This is a genomic window from Microbacterium sp. zg-Y818, assembly GCF_030246905.1.
Taxonomy (GTDB): Bacteria; Actinomycetota; Actinomycetes; order Actinomycetales; family Microbacteriaceae; genus Microbacterium.
On record NZ_CP126741.1, the window covers coordinates 802,150 to 816,854 of the forward strand.

Annotated in this window: 17 protein-coding genes; 15 read left to right on the forward strand and 2 right to left on the reverse strand. The window is 69.0% G+C overall.

Annotated features, from left to right (window positions below):
* Together epsC and cysK are read right to left on the reverse strand one after the other, a co-directional pair.
* Positions 1-582 carry a serine O-acetyltransferase EpsC gene (gene epsC / locus QNO21_RS03555; RefSeq protein WP_257519587.1) on the reverse strand — a complete coding sequence of 194 codons (582 nt, stop codon included), beginning with the start codon at positions 580-582 and terminating at the stop codon, positions 1-3.
* Positions 583-709: 127 nt separating this feature from the next.
* The gene (gene cysK / locus QNO21_RS03560) at positions 710-1,648 is read right to left on the reverse strand and encodes a cysteine synthase A (RefSeq protein WP_257519443.1); all 939 of its coding nucleotides are present in this window, start codon (positions 1,646-1,648) and stop codon (positions 710-712) included.
* A 116-nt stretch (positions 1,649-1,764) separates the two neighbouring features.
* On the opposite strand from cysK, the gene prmC reads away from it, so the two are divergent.
* The 15 genes from prmC (at position 1,765) to QNO21_RS03635 (ending at position 14,645) form a co-directional block, all read left to right on the forward strand.
* Positions 1,765-2,652, forward strand: a complete 888-nt coding sequence (gene prmC, locus QNO21_RS03565) for a peptide chain release factor N(5)-glutamine methyltransferase (protein ID WP_257519442.1) — start codon at positions 1,765-1,767, stop codon at positions 2,650-2,652.
* 67 nt (positions 2,653-2,719) lie between these two features.
* Positions 2,720-3,430 (forward strand): L-threonylcarbamoyladenylate synthase, encoded by a 711-nt coding sequence (locus tag QNO21_RS03570; RefSeq protein WP_257519441.1) that lies wholly within the window; start codon positions 2,720-2,722, stop codon positions 3,428-3,430.
* Complete coding sequence (locus QNO21_RS03575) at positions 3,427-4,581, forward strand: MraY family glycosyltransferase (protein WP_257519440.1); 1,155 nt, start codon at positions 3,427-3,429, stop codon at positions 4,579-4,581. The genes QNO21_RS03570 and QNO21_RS03575 overlap by 4 nt, the downstream gene beginning before the upstream one ends.
* Entirely contained in the window at positions 4,578-5,066 is a 489-nt protein-coding gene (locus QNO21_RS03580) for a Cg1360 family ATP-synthase-associated protein (RefSeq protein ID WP_257519439.1), read from the forward strand. Before QNO21_RS03575 ends, QNO21_RS03580 begins: the two co-directional genes overlap by 4 nt.
* 131 nt (positions 5,067-5,197) lie before the next feature.
* The gene (gene atpB, locus QNO21_RS03585; protein ID WP_306813542.1) at positions 5,198-6,001 is read left to right on the forward strand and encodes a F0F1 ATP synthase subunit A; all 804 of its coding nucleotides are present in this window, start codon (positions 5,198-5,200) and stop codon (positions 5,999-6,001) included.
* Between the two features lie 44 nt (positions 6,002-6,045).
* On the forward strand, positions 6,046-6,282 hold the full coding sequence (gene atpE / locus QNO21_RS03590; protein ID WP_141380743.1) for an ATP synthase F0 subunit C: 237 nt from the start codon (positions 6,046-6,048) through the stop codon (positions 6,280-6,282).
* Positions 6,283-6,310: 28 nt separating this feature from the next.
* Positions 6,311-6,862 carry a F0F1 ATP synthase subunit B gene (locus tag QNO21_RS03595; protein WP_257495043.1) on the forward strand — a complete coding sequence of 184 codons (552 nt, stop codon included), beginning with the start codon at positions 6,311-6,313 and terminating at the stop codon, positions 6,860-6,862.
* Positions 6,862-7,650 (forward strand): F0F1 ATP synthase subunit delta, encoded by a 789-nt coding sequence (locus QNO21_RS03600; protein WP_257516956.1) that lies wholly within the window; start codon positions 6,862-6,864, stop codon positions 7,648-7,650. The genes QNO21_RS03595 and QNO21_RS03600 overlap by 1 nt, the downstream gene beginning before the upstream one ends.
* A 64-nt stretch (positions 7,651-7,714) precedes the next feature.
* The gene (gene atpA / locus QNO21_RS03605; RefSeq protein WP_257517223.1) at positions 7,715-9,355 is read left to right on the forward strand and encodes a F0F1 ATP synthase subunit alpha; all 1,641 of its coding nucleotides are present in this window, start codon (positions 7,715-7,717) and stop codon (positions 9,353-9,355) included.
* Between the two features lie 20 nt (positions 9,356-9,375).
* Positions 9,376-10,278, forward strand: coding sequence for a F0F1 ATP synthase subunit gamma (locus tag QNO21_RS03610; protein ID WP_257519438.1), 903 nt, complete (start codon positions 9,376-9,378; stop codon positions 10,276-10,278).
* Between the two features lie 19 nt (positions 10,279-10,297).
* Positions 10,298-11,743, forward strand: a complete 1,446-nt coding sequence (atpD, locus tag QNO21_RS03615; protein WP_257517074.1) for a F0F1 ATP synthase subunit beta — start codon at positions 10,298-10,300, stop codon at positions 11,741-11,743.
* Between the two features lies 1 nt (position 11,744).
* Positions 11,745-12,005 carry a F0F1 ATP synthase subunit epsilon gene (locus QNO21_RS03620; RefSeq protein ID WP_257517075.1) on the forward strand — a complete coding sequence of 87 codons (261 nt, stop codon included), beginning with the start codon at positions 11,745-11,747 and terminating at the stop codon, positions 12,003-12,005.
* A 79-nt stretch (positions 12,006-12,084) separates the two neighbouring features.
* Positions 12,085-12,840 carry a YaaA family protein gene (locus QNO21_RS03625; protein ID WP_257519437.1) on the forward strand — a complete coding sequence of 252 codons (756 nt, stop codon included), beginning with the start codon at positions 12,085-12,087 and terminating at the stop codon, positions 12,838-12,840.
* A gap of 63 nt (positions 12,841-12,903) precedes the next feature.
* A complete protein-coding gene (locus QNO21_RS03630) occupies positions 12,904-13,662 on the forward strand; it encodes a DUF5684 domain-containing protein (protein ID WP_257516628.1) in 759 nt (252 codons plus the stop codon).
* Positions 13,659-14,645 carry an aldo/keto reductase gene (locus QNO21_RS03635; protein ID WP_257516627.1) on the forward strand — a complete coding sequence of 329 codons (987 nt, stop codon included), beginning with the start codon at positions 13,659-13,661 and terminating at the stop codon, positions 14,643-14,645. The genes QNO21_RS03630 and QNO21_RS03635 overlap by 4 nt, the downstream gene beginning before the upstream one ends.
* Positions 14,646-14,705: the final 60 nt, after the last annotated feature.

The window sequence follows — 14,705 nt, forward strand, 5'->3', positions numbered from 1 at the left end:
TCAGATGAAGTACTCCGGCGCCGTCAGCAGCGCGCGGGTGTCCTCGCCGGGTGTGCGCTTGCGCGCCTTCGCAGGTACGCCCACCAGCACGCTGTCGGCCGGGGCATCCTTGGTCACCACGGCGTTCGCGCCGATGGCGGTGCCCGCACCGATCGTGACGGGACCGAGAACCTTCGCACCGGCGCCCACCAGCACGCGATCCCCGAGCGTGGGATGCCGCTTGCCCCCGTTGCGCGTCCGGCCGCCGAGCGTGACCCCGTGGTAGAGCAGCACGTCGTCGCCGATCTCGGCGGTCTCGCCGATCACCACGCCCATTCCGTGGTCGATGAAGCACCGGCGCCCGATGCGGGCCCCGGGGTGGATCTCGATGCCCGTGAGCCACCGCGTGAGCTGTGAGAGACCACGGGCGGGAAGGCGAAGGCGGCGCACCCACAGGGCATGGGCGACGCGGTGCGACCACACGGCGTGAAGGCCCGGATACAGCAGCGCGATCTCGAGCCCGTTGCGGGCGGCGGGGTCGCGCAGCCGCGCGGCGGCGATGTCCTCACGCACCCGGCCGGCCAGCCCGATCAGGCCACGCATCGGCGCGCTCACGCGCTCGCCTTGAGGACGGGAGCCGACACGGGGAAGAGGGGCATGCCGTGCACGCGCACCTGCTTTCTGGGAATGATGACGGCCCGGGCGGCGCTGCCGCCCGGGCCGGAGGGACTCAGTCTTCGCGCAGATCCTCGTACAGCGCGGTGGAGAGGTACCGCTCACCGTACGAGGGGATCACCACGACGATGTTCTTGCCCTCCGCCTCGGGGCGTGCGGCGACCTGCAGCGCGGCCCAGAGGGCGGCGCCCGAAGAGATGCCGACGAGGATGCCGTCCTTGACGCCGAGCTCGCGCGCGGTGGCGATGGCGTCGGTGAACTCCACGTCGATGACCTCGTCGATGACGCTCTGATCCAGAAGCGCCGGAATGAAGTTCGGTCCGATGCCCTGGATCTTGTGCGGGCCTGCCGTGCCCTTGGTCAGCAGCGGCGAGTCGGCCGGCTCGACGGCGACGATCTTCGCCTCCGGAACGCGCTCGCGCAGCACCTGGCCGACGCCGGTGATGGTGCCGCCCGTGCCGATGCCCGCGACGAAGTAGTCGACCTTGCCGTCGGTGTCGCGCAGGATCTCCTCGGCGGTCGTCTTGCGGTGGATCTCGGGGTTCGCCGCGTTCTCGAACTGGCGTGCGAGCACGGCGCCGGGGGTCTCGGCGACGATCTCCTGGGCCTTGGCGACCGCACCCTTCATGCCGCCGGCGGGGTCGGTGAGCACCAGCTCCGCGCCGTAGGCCTTCAGCAGCAGGCGCCGCTCCATCGACATCGACGACGGCATCGCCAGGATCACCCGGTACCCGCGGGCAGCGCCCACCATGGCCAGCGCGATGCCGGTGTTGCCGCTGGTCGCCTCGACGATCGTGCCGCCAGGCGGCAGCTCGCCCGACGCCTCGGCAGCGTCGACTATCGCGATCGCGATACGGTCCTTCACGCTCGAGGCGGGGTTGTAGAACTCCAGCTTGGCGAGCACCGTTCCCGGAAGGCCCTCGGTGATGCCGTTGAGCTTGACGAGCGGTGTATTGCCGAATGCGCTCGTGATGTCGGGGTGGATTCCTGACATGGTCTGCCTTTCGTGCGAGTCGGGGAGGCCTCACCGACGGGCGGAGGTCCTGAGCCCAGCCTATGGGGCGCTTCGGGGGTCGGGCCTTTTGTGACGGTCTAGGCTGGATGCCGCTCATGCCCCATCCCCGCCCTGAACCCGCACCCGCGCGCATCGCCGAGACGCTGCGCGCCGCCACCGACCTGCTGCAGCGTGCCGGGGTGGCATCCGCCGACGTCGATGCACAGCTGCTGCTGGCGCACGTTATGGGTGTGGGTCGCGGTGAGCTGCACGCCGCGGCGGTGCGCGGCGACACCGTGTCCGCAGGGCACGCCGACGTCTTCACCGACCTCCTCGAGCGCCGCGCTGCCCGCGAGCCCTTGCAGCACCTGACGGGCCTGGCCCCCTTCCGCCACCTGGAGCTCAAGGTCGGCCCCGGGGTCTTCGTGCCGCGCCCCGAGACCGAGACGGTCGCCCAGATCGCGATCGACGCCCTCTCGGCCGCCGCCGGGCCGACCCCGGTCGCCGTGGACCTCGGCACCGGCAGCGGCGCCATCGCGCTGGCGCTGGCGACCGAGGTGCCGCACGCCCGCGTGTACGCGGCCGAGAACTCCGTCGACGCCTTCGTGTGGGCGAAGGAGAACTTCCGCGCCGTGGGTGCTCCGAACGCGAGCATCGCCTTCGTCGACCTCGCCGAGGCCTTCCCCGAGCTTGACGGCACCGTTTCCGTGGTCGTTTCCAACCCGCCCTACGTCCCCGAAGGGGCGATCCCGCGCGACCCGGAGGTGCGCGACTGGGACCCGCCTGCAGCGCTGTACGGGGGAGCGGACGGCCTGGACGTGGTGCGCGTGATCAGCGGCGTCGCGAGCCGTCTGCTGCATGCAGGGGGGACTCTCGTGCTCGAGCACGGCGAGTGGCAGGGAGACCCGATCCGCGAGCTGCTCACGGCGGACGGCTGGCGCGCGACGGCCACCCACCAGGACCTCACTCTGCGGGACCGCGCCACCACGGCCGTCCGGCCCTGAGCGCCGGCGCACCACCCGGGAGGGCGCTGACAGCGCTCCGAAGGCGCCCCGATAGACTGACACGGCCATGTCACCCGTATTCGACAGCCGCGACGAGACGCAGCTGCTTCCTGGCCTGCGTCAGGCACGCCAGGCGATCGCCCGCGGCGAGCTCATCGTGATCCCCACCGACACCGTCTATGGGGTCGCCGCCGACGCCTTCAGCCCGGCCGCCGTGGCGCGACTGTTGGCGGCGAAGGGCCGGGGGCGCCAGTCGCCGCCGCCGGTGCTCGTGCCCGGTGTCTCGACGCTTCGGGCCTTGGCGGCCGAGATCCCCGAGCCCGTCGAGCGCCTGGTGGAGGAATTCTGGCCGGGAGGGCTGACCATCGTGCTGCCCGCGCAGCCGTCGCTGGCGTGGGATCTGGGCGACACGTTCGGAACGGTCGCCGTGCGCATGCCCGCCGACCGCATCGCCCTGGAGATGCTCGAGGAGTGCGGTCCGCTGGCGGTGTCCAGCGCCAACCGCACCGGCAAGGCCGCCGCCGTCGCGATCGACGAGGCCATCGACATGCTCGGCGACAGTGTGGCGGTGTATCTGGATGCCGGCACGCGCGAGACCGGCATCCCCTCCACCATCGTCGACGCGACCGGGCTCGTGGGGGAGGGCGACGGGTTCGTGCGGGTCCTTCGCGACGGCGCCGTCTCACGCTCCGCGCTGCGGGGCGTGCTCGGCGACCTGCTCGAAGCCGACCCCGACCAGGCGGACGGCGCCGCTGCGGCGGCCGGCGGCGGCGCGTGAAACAGTACGTCTTCATCGTCATCCTCACCGCGTCGCTGACGCTGGTGCTGTCCTGGGCGGTGTGGCGACTGAGCCTGCGATACAAGCTGTACCCGGCCATCCGCGAGCGGGACGTGCACAAGACGCCGACGCCGCGTCTCGGCGGCATCGCGATGTATCTCGCGATCGTGGCGGCCTTCGCCGTCTCGGCCATGCACCCCGATCCCCGCTTCGGCAGCTTCTGGGCCGATCCGGCGCCCTGGGCCGTGCTCGCCGCCACGACGCTCATCGTGCTCGTAGGCGTCGCCGACGATCTCTGGGACCTGGACTGGACCATCAAGCTCGGGGCGCAGTTCCTCGCCGCCGGCATCGTCGCCTGGTTCGGCGAGCTGCAGATCTACACCCTGCCCATCGGCGGCATCACCGGATTCTCCAGCACCGTCAGCTTCGTGCTGACGATCTTCTCCATCGTCATCGTCATGAACGCCGTCAACTTCATCGACGGTCTCGACGGTCTGGTCGCCGGGGTCGCGCTCATCGCCAACCTGGTCTTCTTCGCGTACGCGTACCTGCTCATGCGCGACATGGGTTCGGCGACCTACTTCACGATGGCGTCGTTCATCGCCGCCGTGCTCATCGGCGCCTGCATCGGGTTCCTCCCGTTCAACTGGAACCCCGCGAAGATGTTCATGGGCGACTCCGGTGCCCTCATGATCGGGCTGCTGATGGCCTGCTCCGCCGTATCGATCACCGGCTCGCTCGACCCCGCTCTGCTGGGCGACCCCGACCAGTTCGGCCGCTCCCAGCTGCTGGGTGCGTTCATCCCGATCCTCCTCCCGATGGTCGTCGTGCTGCTGCCGCTGCTCGATTTCGGCATGGCGGTGCTGCGGCGCATGCGCGCCGGCAAGTCCCCGTTCTCACCCGACCGCAAGCACCTGCACCACCGCATGCTCGACATGGGCCACTCCGACCGCGACGCCGTGCTGATCTTCTACGCCTGGACGGCGGTGGTCAGCCTCGCGGTGCTGCTGATGTACATCGGTACGACGGCCGACTGGCCCGGGCAGTATCTGCCGGGCGTCGTCTTCGGTGCCATCGGCGCCATCGCCTGCCTCGTGGTCACCCTCACGCCCGCCCGACGCGCCCGTCCCGCCCTTCAGGAGACCCGATGACCCCGAACCCCGTGTCCAGTACCCCCGTCCTGCGCACCACCCTGCTGTGGTCGGCCGCCGTGACGGCGATCCTCGCCGTCATCGGTGCCGTGGCCGGCTACGCGGCCGGGGGAGTCGAAGGACTGTGGAGCGCCCTGGTGGGCGTCGGGCTGGCCTTCGCCTTCCTCGGCATCACCGGTGGGAGCATCCTCATCGCCAACCGGTGGTACGGCGACGCGCTGTATGTGCCGATCTTCTTCGGCATCGTTCTCGGCGGCTGGATCCTGAAGTTCGTCGTCTTCATCATCGTCCTGCTCGTGCTGCGCGGGCAGGCGTGGCTCAACCCCACCGTGTTCTTCGTCTCGCTCGTCGTCGGCATCATCGCGTCGCTCATCATCGACGTGATCGTGCTGATGCGCTCGCGCGTGCCGCACGCGAGCGATGTGACCCTCCCGACCGCCGAGGAAGTCGGTGAGGGGCCTGATGACGCCCCCGGGCGGCTCTGAGCGCCCCGGGAGTTTGATAGTGTTGACATGCGCCCGCCCCGCTCCATCACCCGGAGCATTTGTGGAGTGACGCTCATCGACCATCGTCGCACCGGTCCCGCACCGGCGCCCCGAAGCTGGAGCCCGCGCTGTTGATTCACGCTGCGACACTGATCGCCCCCACCGCCGACGAAGGCGGATTCCACGGACCCTCGATTGACGAGTTCTTCCCCGAAGCCGTCTTCCAGTTCGGCGACCTCGTCATCAACCGGATCCACCTGATCCAGTTCATCGCGACCCTCGCGATCGTGCTGATCTTCTGGCTCGGCACCCGACGCATGAAGGTCGTCCCCGGCCGCTTCCAGAGCATCGTCGAGATGGGGCTGGACTTCGTCCGGGTCAACATCGCCGAAGACCTGCTCGGCAAGAAGGACGGCCAGCGGTTCCTGCCGATCCTCAGCACGATCTTCTTCATGGTGCTCTTCATGAACATCACGGGAATCATCCCGTTCATGAACATCGCCGGCACTGCGATCGTCGCCGTTCCGCTGCTGCTCGCGGTCGTCAGCTACGTCACCTTCATCTACGCCGGCATCAAGAAGAGCCCGAAGAACTTCTTCAAGAACGCGCTCTTCCCCACCGGTGTGCCGTGGCCGATCTACATCATCGTCACGCCCATCGAGCTGATCTCGACCTTCATCATCCGGCCGGTCACGCTGACCCTCCGACTTCTGATGAACATGATGGTCGGGCACCTGCTGCTGGTCCTCTTCTTCGCCGCGACGCAGTTCTTCCTGCTCGACCTCGGCGGCTGGTGGTCGGCGCTGGCTGCGGGCTCCCTCGCCTTCGGCTTCGTCTTCACACTCTTCGAAATCCTCGTGGCCGTCCTCCAGGCCTACGTCTTCGCTCTCCTCACCGCGGTCTACATCCAGCTCGCGGTCGCCGAAGAGCACTAAGCGGGTCGGCTCACAGCCGCCCATAACCGAAAGGAAAAACCCCCGTGGATGCAACTACGGTTCTCGCCGAGCTCAGCGGCAACGTCGCGACGATGGGCTACGGCCTCGCCGCCATCGGACCCGCCATCGGTGTGGGCATCGTCGTCGGCAAGACGATCGAGGGCGTCGCCCGTCAGCCCGAGCTGGCCGGCCGCCTGCAGGTGCTCATGTGGATCGGTATCGCCTTCACCGAGGCGCTCGCCTTCATCGGCATCGCCACCTACTTCATCTTCACGAACTAATCGCCCCCTCCAGCCCTAAGGAGACAGGATGCTGAACGCTCTTGTCGCGTACGCCGCGGAAGAGGGTGGCACGCCCAACCCGCTGATCCCCGCCTGGTACGACATCATCTGGTCGGCGGTCTGCTTCGTCATCATCCTGTTCGTCATGTGGAAGGTCGCCCTTCCCAAGATGAAGACGCTGCTCGACGAGCGTGCCGCTTCGATCGAGGGCAACATCGCCAAGGCCGACGAGGCCCAGCGCAAGGCTGAGGCCGCCCTCGAGCAGTACACCGCTCAGCTGGCCGAGGCCCGCAAGGAAGCCGGTGAGATCCGCGAGGCCGCCCGTGAGGACGGCAAGAAGATCGTCGCCGAGGCGAAGGATGCCGCTTCCTCCGAGGCAGCGCGCCTCACCGCTGCCGCTCACGCCCAGATCGAGGCCGAGCGTCAGACGGCGCTCGTCTCGCTGCGCAGCGAGGTGGGCGGGCTTGCCCTCGACCTCGCGGGCGGTGTGATCGGCGAGAGCCTGTCGGACGACGCGAAGGCTCAGGCCGTCGTGGATCGCTTCCTGGCCGAGCTCGAGTCGTCTGAGGCGTCCAAGTAATGGGCAGCGCGACCACTCAGGCCCGGGCGGCGACGACGGCCGCGCTCGCCGCGGCGTCGTCGGTCGACCTCGACGTCGCTCGCGAGCTGTTCGCCGCGGCGCGGACGCTGGGCGACTCGTCCCAGCTGAGCGGCGCGCTTGCCGACTCCTCTGCTGCGCCCGGCGCGCGGGCACAGGTGGTCTCGCACGTGTTCGGCACGTACGGATCCACCACGGTGTCCCTGCTCTCGGCCGCGGCGCAGCAGCGGTGGTCCTCGGCGTCGGACCTCGTCGACGGGATCGAGGAGCTCGGCATCCGTGCCGCCGCGATCGCGGAGCCCGGCTCCGACATCGAGGGTGAGCTGTTCGAGGTGGTGCGCACCATCGCCGCCAATCCCGAACTGGAACTGGCTCTGGGCAGCCGCCTCGGCGAGGCGTCGGCCAAGGGCACGCTTGTCGAGAGTCTGCTGCGCGGCCGTACCAGCGTGGCCACGACCCTCATCGTCTCGTCGGCTGTGCAGCAGCCGCGCGAGCGTCGTGTACGGCAGCTGATCGGCCGTGCGATGCGCCTGGTCGCGCAGCAGCGAGGACGGTCGGTGGCCACGGTCATCGCCGCCAGGCCGCTGAGCGCCCCGCAGGCCGAGCGCCTCACCGCTGCGCTGTCGCAGCGGTACGGCACCGAGATCTCCCTCAACGTCGTCATCGACCCCTCGGTCGTCGGCGGAGTGCGGGTGGAGATCGCGGACGACGTCATCGACGCCAGCGTGTCGAGTCGTCTGCACGACCTGCGCCAAAAGCTGGCCGGTTAGAGCTTCCCGCTCAGCGGAGCGGAGATTTCGGGGCCGTGAGGTCCCATGAACACGAAGGAAGACCATGGCAGAACTCTCCATCAGCCCCGACGTCATCCGTGACGCGCTGAAGGACTTCGTCGCCGCATACGAGCCCTCCGGGGCCGCGGCGACCGAGGTCGGCACCGTCATCGACGCCGCAGACGGCATCGCCCACGTCGAGGGACTCCCCGGCGTGATGGCGAACGAGCTGGTCCGCTTCGCGGACGGCACCGCCGGCCTGGCGCTGAACCTCGACGAGCACGCGATCGGTGTCGTCGTCCTCGGCGACTTCTCCGGCGTCGAGGCGGGCCAGCAGGTCACCCGCACCGGCGAGGTCCTCTCGGTCCCCGTCGGCGACGGTTACCTCGGCCGCGTCGTCGACCCGCTCGGCAACCCGATCGACGGCCTGGGCGCCGTGGCAGCCGATGGCCGTCGCGCGCTCGAGCTGCAGGCGCCCGGCGTCATGTCGCGCAAGAGCGTGCACGAGCCGATGCAGACGGGCATCAAGGCGATCGACGCCATGATCCCGGTCGGCCGCGGCCAGCGCCAGCTCATCATCGGCGACCGGCAGACCGGCAAGACGGCCATCGCGATCGACACGATCATCAACCAGAAGGCCAACTGGGAGTCCGGCGACGTCAACAAGCAGGTGCGCTGCATCTACGTCGCCATCGGCCAGAAGGGCTCCACGATCGCCGGCGTCAAGGGCGCGCTCGAGGATGCCGGCGCCATGGAGTACACCACGATCGTGGCCGCTCCTGCGTCGGACCCCGCCGGCTTCAAGTACCTCGCCCCCTACACCGGCTCGGCGATCGGCCAGCACTGGATGTACGGCGGCAAGCACGTGCTGATCATCTTCGACGACCTGTCGAAGCAGGCTGAGGCCTACCGCGCCGTGTCGCTGCTGCTGCGCCGCCCGCCGGGCCGCGAGGCCTACCCGGGTGACGTCTTCTACCTGCACTCGCGTCTGCTCGAGCGTTGCGCGAAGCTCTCGGACGAGCTGGGCGCCGGCTCGATGACGGGTCTTCCCATCATCGAGACCAAGGCCAACGACGTGTCGGCGTACATCCCGACCAACGTGATCTCGATCACCGACGGCCAGATCTTCCTGCAGTCCGACCTCTTCAACGCCAACCAGCGTCCCGCGGTCGACGTCGGCATCTCGGTGTCGCGCGTCGGTGGCGACGCCCAGGTGAAGTCGATCAAGAAGGTCTCCGGAACGCTGAAGCTCGAGCTCGCGCAGTACCGCTCGCTCGAGGCGTTCGCCATGTTCGCCTCGGACCTCGACGCCGCCTCGCGGCGCCAGCTGGCCCGCGGTGCGCGTCTGACCGAGCTGCTCAAGCAGCCGCAGTACTCGCCGTACCCGGTGGAGGAGCAGGTCGTCTCGATCTGGGCCGGCACCAACGGCAAGCTCGACACCATCGCGGTGGAGGACGTGCTGCGCTTCGAGCGCGAGCTGCTCGATTACCTCAAGCGCAACACGTCGATCCTCGACACGCTGCGCGAGACCAATGTCCTCGATGACGACACGGCGGCCCAGCTCGAGAAGCTGGTCGACGAGTTCGTGCTCGAGTTCCAGTCCGGCAAGGGCATGGCGATCAACAACCCGGGTCACGAGGAGTTCGCGGCAGCAGCCGCCGACGATGTGAACCAGGAAAAGATCGTCAAGGGCCGCCGGGGCTGACGACTCAGTAGGGATAGCCAATGGGCGCACAACTGCGGGTCTACAAGCAGAAGATCAGTTCTGCTCAGACGACCAAGAAGATCACGAAGGCGATGGAGCTCATCGCGGCTTCGCGCATCCAGAAGGCGATGGCGCGCGTGCGCGCGTCGTCGCCCTTCGCGCGAGCCGTCACGCGAGCCGTCTCCGCGGTCGCGACGTACTCCAACGTCCAGCACCCCCTCACGACGGAACGCGAGGTGATCCGCCGTTCGGCGATCGTCATCTTCGCCTCCGACCGGGGACTGGCGGGCGCCTTCAACTCCCAGATCCTGCGCGAAGCGCTGGAGCTCGCCGAGCTGCTGCGCTCCGAGGGCAAGGAAGTCTCGTACTACCTCGTCGGCCGCAAGGCGGTGGGCTACTTCCAGTTCCGCCGCATGCGGGCCGAGGGGGAGTGGGTCGGCGACACCGACACCCCGCACTTCAACACCGCGGAACTGATCGCGGGCGCCCTGCTGGACGCCTACGACCGCGGCGGCGAAGAGGGCGGCGTCGACGAGATCCACCTCGTCTACAACCGGTTCGTCAGCATGATGACCCAGAGCCCCGAGCGTGTGCGACTGCTCCCGCTCGAGGTCGTCGAGGCCGGCCCGGACGAGCAGAACACCGGCCAGGTGTACCCCCTGTACGAGTTCGAGCCGAGCCCGGAGGTCGTCCTCGACTCCCTCCTCCCGGTCTACGTGCAGAGCCGTGTCTTCAACGCCCTCCTGCAGTCGTCCGCGGCGAAGCACGCCGCAACGCAGAAGGCGATGAAGTCCGCCAGCGACAACGCCGACAAGCTCATCACCGACTACACCCGCCTGCGCAACAACGCGCGTCAGGCGGAGATCACTCAGCAGATCGCCGAGATCGTCGGCGGCGCCGACGCTCTGGCGTCGGGCAAGTAGAACCACGAAAGAGAAGACAATGACTCTCACCGCACCCGAGGCGACCACGGTCACAGGCCGCGTCGCGCGCGTCACCGGCCCCGTCGTCGACATCGAGTTCCCGCACGATTCGATCCCCGAGATCTACAACGCGCTCAAGACGACGATCACGATCGGCGACACGTCGACCGAGATCACGCTCGAGGTCGCTCAGCACCTCGGCGACGACCTGGTTCGCGCCATCGCCCTCAAGCCCACCGACGGCATCGTCCGCGGCCAGGAGGTGCGCAACACCGGCGGACCCATCACTGTGCCCGTCGGCGACGTCACCAAGGGCAAGGTCTTCAACGTGACCGGTGACGTGCTCAACGCAGCACCCGGCGAGAAGATCGAGATCACCGAGCGCTGGGGCATCCACCGCCAGGCGCCGAACTTCGACCAGCTCGAGTCCAAGACCCAGATGTTCGAGACGGGCATCAAGGTCATCGACCTGCTGACCCCGTACGTGCTGGGCGGCAAGATCGGCCTGTTCGGCGGCGCCGGCGTCGGCAAGACCGTGCTCATCCAGGAGATGATCCAGCGCGTCGCGCAGGACCACGGTGGCGTGTCGGTGTTCGCCGGTGTCGGCGAGCGCACCCGTGAGGGCAACGACCTCATCCACGAGATGGAGGAGGCGGGCGTCTTCGAGAAGACCGCCCTCGTGTTCGGCCAGATGGACGAGCCGCCGGGGACGCGTCTGCGCGTCGCCCTCTCGGCGCTGACGATGGCGGAGTACTTCCGCGACGTGCAGAAGCAGGACGTGCTGTTGTTCATCGACAACATCTTCCGCTTCACGCAGGCCGGCTCCGAGGTCTCGACGCTGCTGGGCCGCATGCCCTCGGCCGTGGGTTACCAGCCCAACCTCGCCGACGAGATGGGTGTGCTCCAGGAGCGCATCACCTCGACGCGTGGTCACTCGATCACGTCGCTCCAGGCGATCTACGTGCCCGCCGACGACTACACCGACCCGGCGCCGGCCACCACGTTCGCGCACCTGGATGCCACCACCGAGCTGTCCCGCGAGATCGCGTCGAAGGGTCTGTACCCCGCCGTCGACCCGCTGACCTCGACCAGCCGCATCCTCGACCCCCGCTACATCGGCGAGGACCACTACCGTGTGGCCACCGCCGTCAAGCAGATCCTCCAGAAGAACAAGGAACTGCAGGAGATCATCGCGATCCTCGGTGTCGACGAGCTCTCCGAAGAGGACAAGGTCGTCGTGTCGCGTGCACGTCGCATCCAGCAGTTCCTCTCGCAGAACACCTACATGGCCAAGAAGTTCACCGGCGTCGAGGGCTCCACGGTCCCGATCAAGGAGACCATCGAGTCGTTCGACGCCATCGTCAAGGGTGACTTCGACCACGTGGCCGAGCAGGCCTTCTTCAACGTCGGCGGCATCGCCGACGTCGAAGAGAAGTGGGCGAAGATCCAGAAGGAGAACGGCTGACATGGCGATCTCCGTCAGCCTCGTCTCCGCGGAGTCGGAGGTCTGGTCCGGTGAGGCGAGCCTCGTCGTGGCCAAGACCGTCGAGGGTGAGATCGGCTTCATGAGCGGTCACGAGCCCGTGCTCGCGATCCTCGCCGAAGGTCAGGTGCGCATCACCACCGAGGACGGCCGCAAGGTCGTCGCCGACGCGCGCGAAGGTTTCCTGTCGATGGCGGGGGACGAACTGTCCATCGTGGCGGGACACGCCGCGCTGGTCTCCTGACCGCTGACAACGCACGAATGCACCGGATGAGCCTGCTCTTCGGTGCATTCGTGCGTTCCGGGGTGGCAGGGCAGGCACGATGCTGATCTTGCTGCCGCCCTCCGAGACGAAGCGCTCAGGTGGCGAGGGCGAGCCCCTGGATGCCACCGGGCTCGCCTTGCCGCAGCTCGCGCCGCAGCGGGCCGCCGTGATCGATGCGCTGGTCGCGCTGTCCGGCGACGAGCAGGCCGCGATGAAAGCGCTGAAGCTCAGCGACCGTCAGCGCGGCGAGGTGGCGGTGAACGCTGCGCTGCGAACGGCTGCCACGATGCCGGCGGTGGACCGCTACACCGGGGTGCTGTTCGACGCGCTCGGTGCGGCATCGCTCGATGAGTCCGCCCGCGGCTGGCTCGGCGCCCAGGCGATGATCCACTCGGCACCGTTCGGGCCGGTGTCGGCCCTCGACCTGATTCCGGCGTACCGGCTCGCCGCCGGTGCGCGCCTGCCCGGCCTCCCGGCGCTGCGGCGGTTCTGGGCAGAGCCGGTCGCGGCGGCGATCGCCGCCGCGGACCCCGCCTTCGTGCTTGATCTGCGCTCCGAGGCCTACGTCGCGCTGGGCCCGGTGCCGGCCACCGTCGACAGCGTCTACGTGCGGGTGGTCTCCGCGGGACCCGACGGCACGGTGCGGGCGCTCAACCACTTCAACAAGCGTGCGAAGGGCGAGCTCGTGCGCCTGCTCGCCGCCGACCGCCCCGTCATCAGGTCCTTGGCGACGCTGCGCGACTGGGCGGAGAGCGTCGGCCTTCAGACGCGCCTCGGCACCCCCGGTGAGATCGAGCTGTTCGCTAGCATGTGATCACGGTGTGCGCCCCGTCGACGTCGTGCGCACCATCATCGTCTGACTTCGGAGGCCGACACCATGAGTCCTTACGACACCGACAGCGCCGCCGTCGCGGTGCTCGCCCTGCTCGGGATCGGCATCGGCCTGCTCCTCGCGGCCGGCGGGTACGTGCTGACGTCGCTGTTCATGATGAAGATCTTCGACAAAGCGGGCGTGCAGGGCCGCTGGCGCGCGTGGGTTCCGATCTACAACACGATGGTCTTCGTCAAGCTCGGTGATCTGAACCCCTGGTGGCTGCTCATCGCCTGGGGTGCCGGGATCCTCCTCGCCCCTGTGGGCGTCGGGTCGCTCTTCTTCTTCGCCGCCGGTGTCTACACGATCCTCGGCGCGTACCGCGTGGGACTGAAGCTGCAGAAGGAGCCCGTCTGGGTCGTGCTCTACATCTTCCTGTCGATCGTGTGGCTCGGCATCCTCGCGTTCGACCGCTCACGGTGGAGCCTCGCCGTTCCGCCGGCGCCCTGGGCGAATTCGTTCCTGCGTGACACCACACGGTGGTCGGGCATCCCGGTGCAGGCCCCGGCCGTGGGGCAGTACCCCGCTGCCGGCTACGCCGCCTACCCGCCGCCGCCCGCCACGGGCGCCTACCCGCCCGCCTCGTACCCGCCCGCCGGCTACCAGCAGCCCGTGCCGCCCGCCGGCTATCAGCCGCCTGCTGCGCCCGCGGGCTATCAGCCGCCCGCGGCCACCCAGCCGCCGCCCTATGAGCCTCCGCAGCCGCCGACGGCCCCGCCTGACACCGAGCCGCCCGCGGCACCCGAGCCGCCCCGGCAGCCGTGACCGGCCCGGCGCTGCGCCGCGTCGGCGCATCGGGACTGGTCGTCTCGGCCGCAGGCCTCGGCTGCAACAACTTCGGTCGCGCCGGCACTGTGACGGAGACCCTCGAGGGCACGCGTGCGGTGCTCGATGCCGCCATCGACGCGGGGATCACGTTCTTCGACACCGCGGACATGTACGGCAAGGAGCCGGGCCTGTCCGAGACGCTGATGGGGCAGGCACTGGGCGCGCGCCGCGACCAGGTGGTGCTCGCGACCAAGTTCGGGCACTCCGGCGCCGCCATGCCGGGACTTCCCACGGAGGCGAAGGGATCGCGGGCGTACATCCGGCGGGCGGTCGAAGGGTCGCTGAAGCGCCTGCGCACCGACTGGATCGACCTGTACCAGCTGCACACCCCGGACCCCGGCACGCCGATCGAGGAGACCCTCGATGCCCTGGGCGACCTCGTCCGCGAGGGCAAGGTGCGCTACATCGGCCACTCCAACCTCAGCGGATGGCAGATCGCCGAGGCCGATCTCGTCGCCCGCGCGCGGAACGACGTGCCGTTCGTGTCCGCCCAGAACCACTACAGCCTGCTCGCCCGGGCGGCCGAGCGCGAAGTGCTCCCCGCCGTGGAGCGCTTCGGGCTGGGTTTCCTGCCGTACTTTCCCCTCCACAACGGGCTGCTCACGGGTAAGTTCCGCCGCGACGAGGCCCCAGCCGACAGCCGCATCATGCGCCAGCGCCGGCACGTCTACGACGACGCGCCGTGGGATGCGCTCGAGGCCTACCGCGCCTTCTGCGACGAGCGCGGCATCAGCATGCTCGAAGCGACCTACGGCTGGCTGCTCTCGCGCCCCGGCCTGTCGAGCGTCATCGCCGGGGCGACCACCCCCGAGCAGGTGCGTGCCAACGCTGCGGCTTCAGCATGGGTGCCGCTTTCCGAAGACCTCGAGGCCATCGACGCGATGTTCCCGCTGCCGGCCGACCCGGCCGCGCGCGTCTGAGGGCGGTTCGCCCACAGCGCACGCGCGCGACTGGCTCGTCGCGGGGTGCAGGCGTAGCGT